14 protein-coding genes are annotated in these 15,915 nt (G+C 73.4%); 3 read left to right on the plus strand and 11 right to left on the minus strand.

The window, feature by feature from the left end; genetic code table 11:
* Positions 1 to 40: 40 nt before the first annotated feature.
* The 7 genes from BJF79_RS00080 to BJF79_RS00115 form a co-directional block, all read right to left on the minus strand.
* Positions 41 to 1,438 (minus strand): alpha/beta hydrolase, encoded by a 1,398-nt coding sequence (locus BJF79_RS00080; RefSeq protein ID WP_262401303.1) that lies wholly within the window; start codon positions 1,436 to 1,438, stop codon positions 41 to 43.
* 373 nt (positions 1,439 to 1,811) lie between these two features.
* Positions 1,812 to 3,422 carry an alpha/beta hydrolase gene (locus tag BJF79_RS00090; protein ID WP_075894444.1) on the minus strand — a complete coding sequence of 537 codons (1,611 nt, stop codon included), beginning with the start codon at positions 3,420 to 3,422 and terminating at the stop codon, positions 1,812 to 1,814.
* A gap of 283 nt (positions 3,423 to 3,705) precedes the next feature.
* A complete protein-coding gene (locus BJF79_RS00095; protein WP_158079046.1) occupies positions 3,706 to 5,349 on the minus strand; it encodes an alpha/beta hydrolase in 1,644 nt (547 codons plus the stop codon).
* Positions 5,350 to 5,587: 238 nt separating this feature from the next.
* Positions 5,588 to 6,772, minus strand: a complete 1,185-nt coding sequence (gene ispG, locus BJF79_RS00100) for a flavodoxin-dependent (E)-4-hydroxy-3-methylbut-2-enyl-diphosphate synthase (protein WP_075894446.1) — start codon at positions 6,770 to 6,772, stop codon at positions 5,588 to 5,590.
* 184 nt (positions 6,773 to 6,956) lie between these two features.
* Entirely contained in the window at positions 6,957 to 8,156 is a 1,200-nt protein-coding gene (locus BJF79_RS00105; RefSeq protein ID WP_075894451.1) for a M50 family metallopeptidase, read from the minus strand.
* 38 nt (positions 8,157 to 8,194) lie between these two features.
* Positions 8,195 to 9,418 carry a 1-deoxy-D-xylulose-5-phosphate reductoisomerase gene (dxr, locus tag BJF79_RS00110; protein WP_075894452.1) on the minus strand — a complete coding sequence of 408 codons (1,224 nt, stop codon included), beginning with the start codon at positions 9,416 to 9,418 and terminating at the stop codon, positions 8,195 to 8,197.
* 92 nt (positions 9,419 to 9,510) lie between these two features.
* Complete coding sequence (locus BJF79_RS00115) at positions 9,511 to 10,572, minus strand: sensor histidine kinase (RefSeq protein WP_075894447.1); 1,062 nt, start codon at positions 10,570 to 10,572, stop codon at positions 9,511 to 9,513.
* A 192-nt stretch (positions 10,573 to 10,764) separates the two neighbouring features.
* Between BJF79_RS00115 and BJF79_RS00120 the strand changes: the two genes are divergently transcribed.
* The gene (locus BJF79_RS00120; protein WP_075894448.1) at positions 10,765 to 11,070 is read left to right on the plus strand and encodes a hypothetical protein; all 306 of its coding nucleotides are present in this window, start codon (positions 10,765 to 10,767) and stop codon (positions 11,068 to 11,070) included.
* Between the two features lie 124 nt (positions 11,071 to 11,194).
* On the opposite strand, the gene BJF79_RS00125 is transcribed toward BJF79_RS00120, so the two are convergent.
* From BJF79_RS00125 to BJF79_RS00135, 4 genes are all read right to left on the minus strand, one after another.
* Entirely contained in the window at positions 11,195 to 12,055 is an 861-nt protein-coding gene (locus BJF79_RS00125; RefSeq protein WP_262401304.1) for an extracellular solute-binding protein, read from the minus strand.
* Positions 12,052 to 12,477, minus strand: coding sequence for a hypothetical protein (locus BJF79_RS57775; protein WP_262401305.1), 426 nt, complete (start codon positions 12,475 to 12,477; stop codon positions 12,052 to 12,054). The genes BJF79_RS00125 and BJF79_RS57775 overlap by 4 nt, the downstream gene beginning before the upstream one ends.
* Positions 12,478 to 12,970: 493 nt before the next feature.
* A complete protein-coding gene (locus BJF79_RS00130) occupies positions 12,971 to 13,291 on the minus strand; it encodes a hypothetical protein (protein ID WP_075894449.1) in 321 nt (106 codons plus the stop codon).
* Between the two features lie 194 nt (positions 13,292 to 13,485).
* Positions 13,486 to 14,313 (minus strand): TrmB family transcriptional regulator, encoded by an 828-nt coding sequence (locus tag BJF79_RS00135; protein ID WP_075894453.1) that lies wholly within the window; start codon positions 14,311 to 14,313, stop codon positions 13,486 to 13,488.
* Positions 14,314 to 14,374: 61 nt separating this feature from the next.
* Between BJF79_RS00135 and BJF79_RS00140 the strand changes: the two genes are divergently transcribed.
* Positions 14,375 to 14,923, plus strand: a complete 549-nt coding sequence (locus BJF79_RS00140; RefSeq protein WP_262401306.1) for a class I SAM-dependent methyltransferase — start codon at positions 14,375 to 14,377, stop codon at positions 14,921 to 14,923.
* Between the two features lie 169 nt (positions 14,924 to 15,092).
* Complete coding sequence (locus BJF79_RS00145) at positions 15,093 to 15,827, plus strand: lysophospholipid acyltransferase family protein (RefSeq protein ID WP_075894450.1); 735 nt, start codon at positions 15,093 to 15,095, stop codon at positions 15,825 to 15,827.
* The last annotated feature ends 88 nt before the right edge of the window (positions 15,828 to 15,915 follow it).

Consider the following 15,915-nt stretch of genomic DNA (forward strand, 5'->3'; position numbering starts at 1 on the left):
ACCACGTGCTCAAGTTTATGCGGTCCCCGTCCCGATCACCTCAACCGGCTCCCGTCCCACCGGCGGCGGCCGACCGGCCCGCCTCGCACGTCGCGTCCGGGCCCGGACGGCTCGCGGGAAGCCCGCCGCTCCGCAGGTAGGCGGCGACGGTCCCGTCGACGCACGCGTCCCCGGTCAGCGTGATGCCGTGGTTCCCGCCGCCCTCCTGGACCAGCAACCGGGACGAGCCGAACCGCAGGTGCGTCTCCACCGCGCCCTCGTACGGCGTCGCGGCGTCCTCGGTCGCCTGGACGAGCAGGATCGGCGGCAGCGCCGGCGAGCCCCACACGTCCGGGCGCGGCCCGCCGGGCACCTCCCAGAACGCGCACGGCGCGTTGTACCAGGTGTTGCTCCAGGTCTCGAAGCGGTGGCCCGACCGGTACAGGCGTTCGGCGTCGGCGTGCCAGCGGGTCCAGTCGCGCGGCCACGCGCCGTCGCGGCACTCGACGGCGGTGTAGACGGCGTAGCCGTTGAGGTCGGACGGGGTCGGCGGGTTCCAGGCGGCGCGCAGCGGACCGGCGTCGCCCCGGACGACGTAGGCCGACAGGGCGCGCGCGTGCGCGTCCCACGTGCGGTCGGCGTAGCCGTCGGCGAGGAAGAGGCCGTCGAGTTCGGCGGGCCCGACCCGGCCGCCGGCCGGCGCGGCCGCCAGCGCGTCGCGGGCCCGGTCGTAGGCGGCGCGGACCTCGGCGGCGGTCGTCCCGAGCCGGTAGGTCTCGTGGCGGCGGGCGACCCAGCCGAAGAAGGCACGGATGCGGTCTTCGAACGCGACGTTCTGGTCGAGGTTGTTCCGGTACCAGACGCCGCTCGGCCTGGGCACGCTGTCGAGCACCATCCGGCCGACCCGTCCGGGGAACATCGTCGCGTAGACCGCGCCCAGGTAGGCGCCGTAGGAGTAGCCGACGTATCCGACCTTCTCCGCCCCGAGGGCCCGGCGGATCGCGTCGATGTCGCGGGCCTGGTCGACGGTGCCCATGTGCGGCAGCATCTCGCCGTGCTCCTGCGCGCACGAGCGTGCGAAGGCGCGGGCCCGCTCGATCCACGCCCGCTCCTCGTCCAGGTTCGCGGGCACGGGGTCGGGCATCGCGCGCCCCGGGTTCTGGTACGTCTCGTCGCAGCTCAGCGCGGGCCGGCTGGCGCCGACGCCGCGCGGGTCGAACCCGATCCAGTCGTAGGACGCGGCGACGTCCGCGGGCATCCCGGCCGCGAACATGGCGGGGAGGTCGCGCCCGTACGCGCCGGGACCGCCCCGGTTCAGCAGGACGGCGCCCTTGGACTCGGGCGCGGTGTGCGGGGCGCGGCTCAGCGCGAGCGTGATCCGCTTCCCCTCCGGACGGTCGTGGTCGAGGGGAACGCTGACCTCGGCGCACTGCAGGCCCTTGAGGCGGTCGCCCGCCACGGGGTCGGCGGCCGGGCAGGGTTCCCACCGGATCCCGGAGCCGGGCGCGGCGGACGCGGCGGGCGTCGCGGGCGTCGCGGACGCGGCGGGCGTGCTCGCGCGGCGAACGTGCGCGCGGCGGACGCGACCGGTTCCGCGGCACCCGCGGCCCCGAGCGCGATCGCGGCGGTGGCCGTCCCGGCGAGGGTCCTCTTGGCCAGGGTCTTCTTCGCGCTGGTCCGCTTGGCGGCGTCGTTCGGCACTCTCGCTTTCTATCGGCGGCGCGCCCGCGGACCGCCGATCTTCGGATCGCGCGTTTCCATGCCGAACCGGGAGGTCGCGCCCACCCGGGACCGGGCCCGGCCGTGACGGCCGGGCCCGGTGCGGGGAGCGGTTACGGGCGTCCGACCGGGAGGTCCTTGCCCGCGCCGGCTCCGGCGGCCTTGAGCTTCACGGCCGTCGGGACCGGGTCGTTCAGGGCCGGGACGGCCGCGCACGACGCGTCCGCGCCCCGCCGGCCCTCCGGCAGCGCGCCGGTGTCGAGGTAGGCCGCGACCTTGTCGTCGAGGCAGGCGTTGCCGTTGAGCGTGTTGGCGTGGGTCTTGCCGCCGACCTCCAGCACCAGGCGGGACGTCGGGAACACCTTGTGCATCGCGAAGCCGCCCTCGACCGGGGTCGCGGCGTCCTCCGTCGACTGCACCAGCAGGATGCCCGGAAGCTTCTTGTCGCCCTTCAGCTTGTACTCCGGCCCGCCCTTGAACGGCCAGAACGCTACGGGCGCGTTGAACCAGACGTTGCTCCAGGTGTTGAAGCGGTAGCCCTGCCGGACGAGCTTGACCGCGTCGTTGTGCCACTTGGACCAGTTGCGCGGCCAGCGCGCGTCCGCCGCCTGCACGGCGTTGTAGACGGCGAAGGAGTTGTCGTCGCCGCCGGCGCTCAGCCAGCCGAGCAGCCCGGACGGGTCGGCGTCGTTCGCCCACGCGGCGAACGCCTCGCCGAACGGGATGTAGTAGCCCGTGTTGTACCCGGCGCTCAGCACGATGTCGTCCAGCTCGCTCGGGCCGATCTTGCCGCCGATCGGCGACTTCCCGGCCGCGGCCCGCACCTCGTAGTACTTGGCCTCGACCTCGTCGCGGGTGTCGCCGAGGCGGTAGACCGAGTCCCACTTCGCGAGCCAGCCGAACCAGGCCCCGATGTTGTGCTCGAACGCCTTGTCCTGGTTGAGCTGGGCCTCGTACCAGACCGTCTTCGGGTTGACGTTGCCGTCCATCACCATGCGCTGCACCCGCTCGGGGAAGAGCGAGGCGTAGGTGGCGCCGAGGTAGGTGCCGTAGGAGAAGCCGTACCAGCTGATCTTCTCCTGGCCGAGGGCGCGGCGGATCGCGTCGACGTCGCGGGCGGCGTCGGTGGTGCGCATGTTCGGCAGGAGGTCGCCGAACTTCTCCGCGCAGGCCCGCGCGTACTCCTTCGACTTGGCGATCCAGGCGCGCTCCTCCGCCCTCGACCCGGGCACGTAGTCCGGCCGGATCGGGTCGGAGTAGTTCGGGTCGCAGGACAGCCGGGGCTCGCTGGCGCCGACGCCGCGCGGGTCGAACCCGATGATGTCGTACTTGGCGGCGACGTCGGCGTGGCCGGTGCCGCCGATCCAGCGGGCGAGCGCGGGCGCGTACGCGAGGCCGCTGCCGCCGGGACCGCCCGGGTTCACGAACAGGACGCCCCGGTAGTTCTCCTCGTCGGTGTGCCGGAAGCGCGACACCGCGATGGAGATCTTCCGGCCGTCCGGCTTCGAGTGGTCCAGCGGGACCTCGACCGTGGCGCACTGCGCGCCGTTCATCGGGTCGTCGGGCCCGGCGACCTCGCACGCGCCCCAGTCGATGCCGCCGGGCGCGGCGGCCGCGGCGGCGGTGCCGGCCGTCCGGCCGGTGTCCGCGCTCGGCGCGGACGGCGGCGCCGACGCGCCGAGCGTCACGACCGTGGCGGCCGTGACGAGCAGAACCTTCTTCAACCTGACCCCCTCAGATCGGCCGCTCCGGGCGCCGGGAGGGCGCCGGAGGGGGAGCTGCGCCGATACGTAGCGGATGCGTGAATCGCGGGGAGATTGTGGCGGTTGATCCCTCAATGTGGGCAGGGGCCGTCACATAGGGATGCGGAAACGTAACAAGATCAACGGAACTTCGTGATGTTTCACGACGTTCCGCCCCATTGCGGACGGAGTCGCCGCGGGGAAGGCCCCGGGATCGGCTCCCGGGGCCCTCCTCGACCGCGTGCGATCGCCCTCGCGGGGAGCGTCAGCGGATGACGCCGGCCTTCAGCAGCGCGGCCTTCGGCGCGTGCGTGCCGGTCAGCGTCGTCGCGCCCGCCTCGGCGGGCGGCTTCGGGTCGCCGAGGTCCGGGACGTGGACGATCCGCTCGTCCGGACGCTCGCCGCGCAGGAAGTACGCGTCGTAGTAGGCGTCGACGGCTTCGGAGCCGCGATGCACGATGCAGTGCGTCCGGTCGCCGTCCTGGACGACCATCCGCGAGCCGTCGAGGCGTTCGTGCAGGTCGAGCGCGCCCTCGTACGGCGTCGCCGCGTCATGCGTGGACTGGAACATCAGGATGTTGTCCGGCAGATCGGGAGTGTTGCCGACATCGATCGGCTTTCCGGCCTTCGCGCCCCAGAACAGGCAGGGCGCGTTGAACCAGGCGTTGCTCCACGTCATGAACGGGTGCTCCGCGTTGATCCGCGAGTTGTCGCGGTACCACTTCCACCAGCTGCGCGGCCACTGCACGTCGGTGCACTCGGTCGCGAGGTACATCGCGTACCCGTTGTCGTCGGCCTCGCCGCTCGTGGGCGAGCCGAACGTGCCCGCGAACGCGGCGGCGTCCCCGTCCTTGTAGGCCGACAGCCCGGCCGCGTAGCCGTGCCAGATCGCCTGGCTGCGGCGGTACCCGGCGTTGAGCAGGACGTCGGTCAGCTCGGCCGGTCCGACGGCGAGTTCCCGGCCGCTCTCGGGGTCGGTGTAGCGGACCGGCTTCTTCCGGAGCTCGTCGCGCAGGCCGTAGAAGAAGTCGTGGACCTTCTTCTGCGTGTCGCCCAGGTGGTAGACGTCGTCGTACTGGGCGATCCAGTCGAAGTAGTACTCGATGTTCCCGTCGAACGCGATGTCCTGCTTCAGGTTCGCGTCGTACCAGACGTCCGAGGGGCCGACGTTGCCGTCCAGCACCATCTTGTCGACGCGCTCGGGGTACACGGTCGCGTAGGACGAGCCGAGGTACGTGCCGTAGGAGGCGCCGTAGTAGTCGAGCCGGTCGTTGCCCAGTGCCTTCCGGATCGACTCCAGGTCGTTCACGGAGTCGATCGTCTTGACGTGGTCGAGGAGCCCGATGTCGTCGGCCCGCTCGCAGTCGCGGGCGTACCCGGCCGAAAGCCACAGCCAGGTGGCCACGGACCCGATCTCGCCCTCGCCGTACGCGGGGCGCGGCGCGTTGGTGTAGGTCTTGTCACAGCTCAGCGCGGGCTTGCTCATGCCGACGCCGCGCGGGTCGAAGCCGATGACGTTGTACGCCTCTTGCATCTCCGGGGAGTTCTGCGCGAACACCCGCGGGCCGAACAGCGCACCGCCGCCGCCCGGTCCGCCCGGGTTGACGACGATGTCGCCCTCGGCGGGGCCGTCGCCGGTGTGCGGCGTCTTCGTTAGCTGCAGCGTGATCTTCGTGCCGTCCGGCTCGGCGTAGTCGAGCGGGACCCGCAGCTCGGCGCACTGCACGGTCTTCGACACCGGGTACAGCGAGTCGTAGGCCGAGTGCACCGTCTCCACGAAGTCCGCGGGGCAGGCGTGCCATTCCAGCGCGGCGGGGTCGAATCCCCCGGCCGGTCCGGCGGACGGGCTCGCGGCCTGCGCGCTTGTGGCGCCCAGCCCGGTGAGACCGAGCGCGGCCAGGGTGGCCACCGCGACGATCCTCTTCACATATCCCCCTAACGTGCCGACTCGGTCGAGCCAGACATATGGGTAAATGAGTGAAGATTGTTACGACGCTCGCGGTGGCGCGGACAGGCCCACCACAAGGTGGATACCGAATCGTGACAAGATCACCGGAACTTCGTGATCACCCTGAACGTTCCGATCTCCGGGCATGAAGAAGCCCCCGGAACGGATTCCGGGGGCCTTCGCGCGGAACGGGCGCCGGTCAGCTCACGACGACCTCGGCGCCGGGGCCGGAGACGGAGCCGTCCTCGCCGATCTCGATGCCCATGTCCTCGGCGATCCGCATGGCCTCCTCGATCAGGGTCTCGACGATCTGCGCCTCCGGGACGGTCTTGACGACCTCGCCCTTGACGAAGATCTGCCCCTTGCCGTTCCCGGACGCGACGCCGAGGTCGGCCTCGCGGGCCTCGCCGGGGCCGTTCACGACGCAGCCCATGACCGCGACGCGCAGCGGGACCGGGAAGTCCTTCAGCCCCGCCGTGACCTGCTCGGCCAGCGTGTAGACGTCCACCTGCGCGCGTCCGCACGAAGGGCACGACACGATCTCCAGGCCGCGCTGCCGCAGCCCCAGCGACTCCAGGATCGCCGTGCCGACCTTGACCTCCTCGACCGGCGGCGCCGACAGCGACACCCGGATCGTGTCGCCGATGCCCTGGCTGAGCAGCGCGCCGAACGCCACCGACGACTTGATCGTCCCCTGGAAGGCCGGGCCCGCCTCGGTGACGCCCAGGTGCAGCGGGTACTCGCAGGCGGCGGCGAGCTGCCGGTACGCCTCGATCATCACGACCGGGTCGTTGTGCTTGACGGAGATCTTGATGTCGCGGAAGCCGTGCTCCTCGAACAGCGAGCACTCCCACAGTGCCGACTCGACCAGCGCCTCGGGCGTGGCCTTGCCGTACTTCTCCAGCAGCCGCTTGTCGAGCGAGCCCGCGTTGACGCCGATGCGGATCGGCACGCCGGCCTCGGTCGCGGCCTTGGCGATCTCCCCGACCTTGTCGTCGAACTTCTTGATGTTGCCCGGATTGACCCGGACGGCCGCGCAGCCCGCGTCGATCGCGGCGAACACGTACTTCGGCTGGAAGTGGATGTCGGCGATGACGGGGATCGGCGACTTGCGGGCGATCGCCGGCAGCGCCTCGGCGTCGTCCTGCGACGGGCAGGCCACCCGGACGATCTGGCAGCCCGACGCGGCCAGCTCCGCGATCTGCTGCAGCGTGGCGTTCACATCGGCGGTCAGCGTCGTGGTCATCGACTGCACCGACACCGGCGCGTCGCCGCCCACCGGCACGTTCCCGACCATGATCTGCCGGGACTTGCGGCGCGGCACGGCCGCGACCCCCGCTTCCCGTCCGTCACGGACCGCCGGAATTCCCAGTGAAACGCTCATCCCTCTCCTCTGTTCGCCTCTGCTCGCCCGGAGACGCTCTCGGACCCCCGCAGAGAAGGCGGGCGTTCCCCGCGTGTCACGACCCGCCCGGCCCGTACAAGCCTAGGCGCCTCGGGCGAATGAGGTGACGGCGACCGGCATGTAACAGTGTGTCCATTCGGCTACGTACAGTAAACCTCTCGGGTCATTCCGGCAGCTCGAGAGGGTTGAACAGGTCGGCCAGAATCAGCAGCACCCCGAACCCCACCAGTAAGAGAACGGCGAGGTAGGTGAGGGGAAGGAGCTTGGTGATGTCGGCGGTGCCCGGGTCCGGACGGCCGCGCAGGCGCGCCAGACCGGCGCGTGCGCGCTCGTAGCCGACGACCGCGAGATGCCCGCCGTCCAGCGGAAGCAGCGGCACGACGTTCAGCGCGCCGAGGAAAATGTTCAGCGAGACGACGAGCGACAGAAACAATACGAGCTTGTCGCGGACCGAGCCCTCGGACGAGAAGATCTGCCCCGACACGTCGGTCGCGCCGACGACGCTGCCGACCTGCCCGCCGGGCGAACTCGCCCGCTCGTCCGAGAACAGGTTCGGGATCGCCGACGGCAGGTCCGCCACGACGCGTCCGATGCCCTCGACGGTCGTCGCGATGCCGCGCCCGGCGAACACGACCGCGTTGATCGGCCCGACCCGCTCGTACCCGGCGCCGGTCACCCGCGCCGACATCCCGATGAACGGTTCCCCGCCCAGCTCCGCGAGCCGCACGCGGAGCGTCACCGGTTCGGGCGCGCCCCGCCGCTCGACCGTCACGGCGACCGTCCGTCCGGGCTCGGCACGGTCGATGGCGCGGGTCAGCTCCTCCCACCCGGCGACCCCCGTACCGTCGAACGCGACGATCCGGTCCCCCGGCCGCAGCCCCGCCCGGGCGGCCGGGGACGGCGGACGGTCCGGGCCGCACTCGGCGCCCGCCCCGGCGGGAACGCACGCCGACACCCGGTCGACGGTCGTGGTCACGGTCCCCGGGTCGCGCACCCCGATCGTCATCGCCATCACCATGAGCAGCAGGAACGCGAAGACGAAGTTGGCGGCGACGCCCGCGGCGATCACGATCGCGCGGCGTCCGGCGGGCTGCCGGTAGAACGCGCGGGACCGGTCCGCGGGGTCGATCTCCTCCAGCGGCGTGTACCCGACGATCTTGACGAAGCCGCCCAGCGGGATCGCCTTCACGCCGTACTCGGTCTCGCCGCGCCGCCGCGACCACAGGGTCGGCCCGAACCCGACGAAGTACTCGGTGGCCTTCATCCCGAACCGCTTGGCGGTCAGCAGGTGCCCGGCCTCGTGCAGCATCACCGACGCGAGCAGCGCGACGACGAAGGCGACGGCGCCGAGGAGAAAGGCCATCCGGGCCCCCTTGGGGTCGGCCCCGGACGGGCCGGGGGTCAGGCGAGTCCGGTCACTTGCGCGGTCCGGGCGCGCGCCCACGCGTCGGCGGCGAGGACGTCGTCCACGGTCGGTCCCGCCGACCCGGCGGAGCCCGGGTCGTGCTCGTCCATTACCCGCGCGATCGTGTCGACTATCGCGAGGAACGGAAGGCGTCCCGTCCGGAACGCTTCCACGCATTCCTCGTTGGCGGCGTTGTAAACGGCCGGGGCGGTGCCGCCCAGCTCGCCGGCGCGGCGCGCGAGCCGCACCGCCGGAAACGTCTCGTCGTCCAGCGGGAACAGCTCCCAGGTGTGGGCGCGCGTCCAGTCGACGCCCGGGGCGGCGTCCGGGACGCGGTCGGGCCAGTCCATGCCGAGCGCGATCGGCAGCCGCATGTCGGGCGGGCTCGCCTGCGCCAGCGTGGAGCCGTCGGTGAACTCGACCATCGAGTGGATCACCGACTGCGGATGCACCATGACCTCGATGCGGTCCATCGGGACGTCGAACAGCAGGTGCGCCTCGATGACCTCCAGCCCCTTGTTGACGAGGGTCGCCGAGTTGATCGTGACGACCGGGCCCATGTCCCACGTCGGGTGGTTCAGCGCCTGCTCGGGGGTGACGTCCGCCAGCTCGTCGCGGGTGCGGCCGCGGAACGGGCCGCCGCTCGCGGTCAGCACCAGCCGCCGCACCTCCTCGGGACGGCCGCCGCGCAGGCACTGCGCGAGCGCCGAGTGCTCGGAGTCGACGGGGACGATCTGCCCGGGCCGGGCCCGCTCGCGCACCAGCGGGCCGCCGATGATGAGCGACTCCTTGTTGGCGAGCGCCAGCGTCCGTCCGGCGTCGAGCGCGGCGAGCGTGGACGCCAGACCGAGCGCCCCCGTGACGCCGTTCAGCACCACGTCGCACTGCCACCCTGCGACCTCGGCGACCGCGTCCGGGCCCGCGACGATCTTCGGGATGGGGTACTCCCCCGCGGCGTAACCGCGGCGCTTGGCCTCGGCGTAGAAGGCGAGCTGCAGCTCCTGCGCGGCGGACGCCTTGGCGACCGCGACGATCTCGGGCCGGAACTCCAGCGCCTGCTCGGCCAGCAGCCCGACCCGGCCGCCCCCGGCGGCCAGGGCCGTCACACGGAACCGGCCGGGATTGCGGCGGATCACGTCGAGCGCCTGGGTGCCGATCGATCCGGTGGAGCCGAGCACGACGACGTCGCGGGCGGCGTCGGTGGCGTCAGAGGGAGTCATCACGGAACCCATTGTCGGTCATCGCGCCGCGCCCCGCCCGCCCCCGGCCGAATCGCCCGGCGGCGGGGTCGGCCGGTGGCGCGTTCGGCGGGCTAGCGGCGGAGGAGCGGGAGCCGCAGGACGAAGCGCGCGCCGGTGGCGTGTTCGTCGTCGCGGCCGGTGTCGGCGGCGTAGAGGCTGCCGCCGTGCGACAGCGCGATGACGCGCGCGACCGCCAGGCCGAGGCCGCTGCCGCCGTCGACCCGGCTGCGGGCGCTGTCCAGGCGGGTGAAGCGGTCGAAGATGCGGTCGCGCTCGGCGGGCGGGATGCCGGGGCCGTCGTCGCAGACCTCGACGACCGCCTCCGGCCCGTCCGTGCGCACCTCGACCTCGATGGATCCGGCCGCGTGCCGTTCGGCGTTGGCGAGCAGGTTGACCAGGAGGCGGCCGAGGCGGATCGGGTTGCCCTCGACCATGATCCCGGTCTCGACCTTCGCGTTCAGCGGGACGGGCGGGGTGCGGACGGCGATCTCGGCGTCGACCAGCGCGCCGATGTCGATCGGTTCGAGGGCGGGCTCCTCGCCGGCGTCCAGGCGGGCCAGCGCGAGGAGGTCGTCGACGATCCGGTGCAGCCGCTCGACGTCGTGCAGGGCGCCTTCCAGGGTTTCGGGGAGGTCGGCGTCGCCGGGCGCGGCCAGCGCCAGCTCGATGCGGGTGCGCAGGCCGGTCAGCGGGGTGCGCAGCTCGTGCGAGGCGTCGGTGAGGAACGTGCGCCGCTGCCGGGCGGAGCGCTCCAGCCGGTCGAGGACGCCGTTGACCCGCGCGGCGAGGCGGGCGGGCACGTCGTCGGTCGGCGGGACGCTCACCCGGCGGGTCGCGTCCGTCGCCTCGCAGATGTCGGCCATCTCCGCCTCGGCGGCCGCCACCGGACGCAGCGCGCGTTCGGCCGCGCGGCGGGCGCCCCAGGCGGTGAGGCCGAGCCCGGCGGCGCCGAGCGCGGACATGACGGGCACGACGACGCGGCCAGCGCGCGTCCGCGAACACGTGCAGGACGGCCGCGGCCGCGGCGTCCCGAGCAGCAGCGGAGGGCCCGTCGACGCCAGCGCGCCCGCCGTCCCGCGTGCCCGTGCGGAACGCGGGCGGTGCACCCGGCCCTCGGCTTTTCGGACCGACATGTCTCCTTTGTACGTATTGCACGGCAAAGGAGACATTCGCCGACCGTATGGACAGGACTGATCTTCTGCCCGGCGGCGTCCGGAGGCGACACGGGAGGCTTTGCCGCCCTTTTCACCTTCGCTAGCTGCCGCAACACACTCCCCCGCCTATAAAGGAGTCACGTGAAGCCGACTCCCGCGAGGGGATGGGACATGGGCCCTGCGGACGATCCGACGTTCGACCCGGCGCCGCTGAACACCGCGCAGCGCTCGGGCGACGCCTGCATCGGCTGCGGCAAGAGATGGCCCCGGCCGCGCGTCCGCGTCGGCCGCCTGCCGGATTCCACCGGGGTGTTCGCGTGCGACGACTGCGCACCCGCCCCGCCGGTACCCCGCCCGCGGCGGGGCCCACGGGGGTCGCGCGGCACGGGCGCCGGATCGCCCGCGCCGCCGACCCCGGTGCCGGTGACGGCTCTGCACGCCGCCGTCACCATGGAGTCTCTCCAGGGAGAAGGGTGACCCGGGCCTTCGGGGGGAAGCCCGGGACCACCCGAGAGGCGCGCCCGGCTGGGGGCGGCCGGGCGCGCCGGAGAGACTTCTCACGGTCGCGTTCCGCCCCGGCACGACGCCGGAAGGTTCGACGCTAGAGCTTCGTCGACTCGATCCAGGTGCGCGTCCACTCTGCGTAGCTCGTGCAGCGCGCCTCGTCCGCCTTCTCCCCGTCCGCCTTCTCCCCGGCGTCCGCACCCGGCTTGCGGCCGCAGTCCTCGCGCGGCGTGTGCGCGAAGATCACGTTCTCCAGGTAGTCGCGGTCGCCGACGCGGTAGGCGCTGCAGAAGCCCGGCCGGAGCCGGTCGCCCGAGCACGCCTGCGGGTTGGCGGGGGCGACGCCCGTCCACTCGGCCACCTGCTGCTGCACGTCCGCGGACGCCGTCCACTGCAGCCACTGGTACATGCAGTTCGGATGCTGCACCCGGGAGCTGATCATCCAGGCGTCCATCCAGCCGGTCACGCCCTCCGCCGGGACGGCACCGCGCACCGGCTGCGACGCGCGGTTCAGGACGTCCACGTGGTACGGCCACGCCTGCCCCAGCACGGCGCCGCCCGCCGCGAACGCGCTGACGGCGTCGGCGGGCAGTTCCCAGTACTCGGCGACGTGCGGGCGCTGCTCCTTCAGAACGCGCCCGGCCGCGGCGAGCTGCTCGGGCGTCAACGCGTACGGGTCCTCGATGCCGAGGTCGGGCTCGGCGCCCTTCAGGTACAGCGCGGCCTCGGCGATCGACAGCGGGCTGTCGCGCATGACCAGCTTCCCCGAGTACCGGCGGGCCCGGCCGGGGTCGAACAGCGCCGCCCAGCTCGACGGCGCCTGCACCGACCGCGAGTCGTGGACCAGCAGGTTCGAGCCCCACACGTACGGGACGCCGAAGTACTTGCCGTCCCGTTCGAGGAGGCCGCGCAGCGTCGGCTCCAGCTTCTTGTAGCCGTCCACCAGGTCGGTGTTCACGGGGACGACCTGGTTCTCGGCGATGAGCCGCCCGGCGACCTCGGGCGCGCGGCGACGCCGTCGTAGTGCCGGCCCCCGTCGCGCATCAGGTCGGCCATCTCGCGCGGCGTCGTGACCACCTTCCAGCCGATCTTGCAGCCGGTGCGCTCCTCGAAGGGGGTGACCCAGTCGACGCGCGGGTCGTTGCCGCCGTTCTCGATGTAGCCGGGCAGCGTCACGAGGTTGAGGACGCCCTCGCCGGGGCCCAGCGTGCTCGCCACCTTGGCGACGCCGACCGGTTCCCGCTCCTGCTCACCCCCGCCGCTGCACGCGACGAGCCCCGCCGTCGCCAGCACCGCGGTCGTCCCGAGGGCCGCCAGCACCTTGGCCCGCACCCCGTCCAGCAGGCGCGTGTTCGTCAGGCGCGTGCCCGTCAGCCGCATGTCGCTCCCAGCTCGCTTCGCGGGTCCGCTCCCCCGGATTCACGAACGTCCCCGTCGGCGCAGCGTAGCGCCTTCACGGCGGAGCGGCGGCGCGTCCGCGCGCGACCGGGCGGGCGCGCCGCACCGGGCCGTCCTTTTCCTCGGACGGACGCCGCCCGGCGAAAGAATCGCCCCCCGTTCGGCACGCGAACCGCCGGGCGGCTTTTCCCGCGACCGGAACAACGCGCATCGCGCGAGGTGCGGTCAAGCCCGATCCGACGTTACCGGCGACGACCATTCACCGCCATTCACCGACACCGTTTCCGGGCGTCCGACAATAGAGGTCCGCCACGGTCCCGGGGAGCGGCGGGCGGCGCCCGCGTCCGCGCCGTGTGCGGGGTCCCCGGCGAGGGGGCACGGCGCGGCCGCCGCCCGGCCCGGGACCGTGGCGGCGCCGGCGGGCGCGGCGGGTTGGGGAACAGCGGTCACCCTGCGGTGCTGCCCGGCCACGCGATCACCGGCGCCGGCGGAACGGCGACGGTGTGACGCCCTCGAGCCGAAGGAGGTTCGAGGGACGCCGTTCGTCCCGCCGGGTGTCATTGGGCGAGGGCCGCCGGCCGGCCTCGCCCCGGGGTCGTCTCCACGGGGTCTGCCGAATGGTCTCGATCCCCGCGATGAGGGCCTGCGGGGTGTCGGCCTCCAGGAAGCCGCCGACGTCCAGTTCGCGGGGCGGCAGCGCCCACCAGCGGCGGGTGAAGGGACCGAACCAGAAGGTCCAGCCCGGAAAACGCCGTCCGAGCGCGTCGACCTCTGCGGCATGGTCGTCTGCGGTCATTGCGCGGCTCCCTGCGCCGGCCCCGCGGTCATCGTCGCCACCGGGCCCTGACTTTCAATTTCGCCTCATTTAATTGAGACAGTCAGATTGTGTCGCCGGGCACAGAAAGAGTCAATGGAAGTTGCTATTATTCGCTGCCGTGCCGCGCCCGTAAGAAGGCGACGCGAACGCGGAAGGACGCCGCCCCGGCCCGCTCATCCGCGGCCGAGCAGGCGCACCAGGTCGGGGTCGGTGGCGAACAGCCGGTCCAGCTCGGCGGCGCCCACCCGGTCGGCGAGGATCTGCAGCGCGATGTCCTGCCGGACGTACTCGGCGGCCATCAGCGCGACCGCCGGGTCGGCCGTGTAGATCCCCCACGCGGCGTCCTCGGCGAAGCCTCCGACGACGGCCTCGCGCCGGTCGCCGACCACCACGATCAGCCGGTACCCGAGGTCCTCCAGGACGGCCTCGGGCGCGGAGTACCGGTGCCGGTGGACGCGCGCGCCCGCACCCGGCGCGGCGTCCTCGCCGAACGCGACGACCGAGGCGTCCACGCCGCGTGCGGCGGCCTCCTCGACCGGGCCGCGCAGCCGCCGCATCTCCTGCGGCCAGCTCGACACGAACAGGTCGCGGCGGGCCGCGGCGACGACGTCCTCCGCGCGGTCGAGCATCGTCTCGGCGTCCTTGAGCCCGTGGATGGGCGGCGCCTCGGGCGCGGTCGCCACGGCGGGCAGCGCCGTCCGCAGCGCCGCGACCGAACCGTCGAACTCGCGGCGCATCCGGTCCAGCAGCGCCTCCGGCGGCAGCGGCAGGTACTCGGTGGCGTCGGACGAGCCGCGCACCTCGTAGGCGGCGCCGCGCGCCACGAGCTTGCCCAGCGTCTCGTACACGGTGCTGCGCGGGACCCCGGACCGCTTGGCGACCTCGTACCCGTTGACCGGCCGGCCCGCCGCGACGAGCGCCACGTACGCCTTGGCCTCGTAACCCGGCATGCCCAGCCGCCGGAGGTGCTCCAGGACGTCCCGCGTGCTCACCGCCGTCATGCTACGCGCCGCGGCGCCCGCCCCGGCCGATCGCCGGCCGGCCACTGGCATGATCGCGGGCATGACGCGCCGCCTGGACGACGCCGAACTGGAGGCGTCCGCGGTCGTGGCGAACATCGCCATGAACCGGGGGCGCACGCTCGCCTCCTACCGCCGCGAACTCGGCGTCGATCCGCTCGCCGAGGCGGGGACCGGCCGCTGGCTCGATCTGTGCTGCGGGACGGGACGCGCCCTCGTCGACGCCGCCGCGGTGTCCGCGGACGTCGAGATCACCGGCGTGGACCTCGTCGGGCACTTCCTCCCCGGCGTGCCGCCGCCGAACGTCCGGCTCGTCGCGGCGTCGGTGACCGCCTGGGAGCCGGACGCCCCGGCCGACCTGATCACGTGCGTGCACGGCCTGCACTACGTCGGGGACAAGCTCGGGCTGCTCGCGCGGGCCGCGTCCTGGCTGACCGGAACCGGCCTGCTGGTCGCCGACTTCGACCCGCGTTCGGTGCGGCTCGCCGACGGCTCCCCCGCCGGCGCCCGCCGGCGGCCGCGCTCCGCCGGGCGGGGTTCTCGTACGACTCCCGGCGCCGCCGGATCTCGCTCCGCGGCCGCCGCGCGGTGACGTTCCCGTACCGGTACCTGGGCGCCGACGACCGGGCCGGACCGAACTACACCGGCCAGCCCGCCGTCGACTCCCACTACTCGTTCCTTACGGCGCCCCCGAACCCGCTGTAAGCGGCCACTGACCCCGGTCGGCGGCGGCCGTTCCGGCTCCCTTACGATGGCGCGCCATGGCCTCCCCAGCCGACTGGACACCGCCGCCGGACCGCCTCGTCCGCGCCGCGCGACTGGCCCTCGAACCCTGGCGCGCGTGGACGTCGCCCGTCTTCCACGGACTGCACCACGTGCCGTCCGGCGGGCCCGCCCTGCTGGTCGGCAACCACACCGTCTACGGCCTGCTGGACGCGCCGCTGATCTTCTTCGAGATCCATCGGCGCCGCGGCGTCTGGCCGCGCTCGCTCGCCGACCACGCGCACTGGCTCGTCCCCGGCTGGCGCACGGTCATGGACGTCGGCGGGGCGGTGGACGGCACCCCGGACAACGCGCGTGCGCTGCTGCGGGACGGGCGGCAGGTCGTCGTCTTCCCCGGCGGCGCCCGCGAGGCGACCCGCGCCCGCGAGGACCGGTACCGGCTGCAGTGGGACGGCCGTCTCGGCTTCGCCCGGCTGGCCGCCGAGACCGGCTGCCCGATCGTCCCGTTCGGCTCGGTCGGCGTCGAGGAGATGTTCACGCCCGTCCTCGACTCCGGCAGCGCGCTCCTCGCCCCGGCCCGCGCGCTGGGCCGCGCCGTGCTCGGCGAGCGCGGCGACCGCGACGTCGTCCTGATGCCGGTCTCCCGCGGGATCGGCCCCACGCCCGTCCCGCGCCGGAACGCCTCTACTTCCGCTTCGGACCGCCCATCGACACCTCCCCGTGGGCGGGCCTGGACGCCGACGACCAGGCGGTCACCGAACTCCGCGACCTGACCCGCAAGGCGGTCTCCGGCATCATCGACGGGAGGCCGCGCCGAGCAGGCCGCCGACCCGGGGCGCACCCGCTGCGCCCGCGCCGCCC

This window comes from Actinomadura sp. CNU-125, from assembly GCF_001942465.1.
Taxonomy (GTDB): Bacteria; Actinomycetota; Actinomycetes; order Streptosporangiales; family Streptosporangiaceae; genus Spirillospora.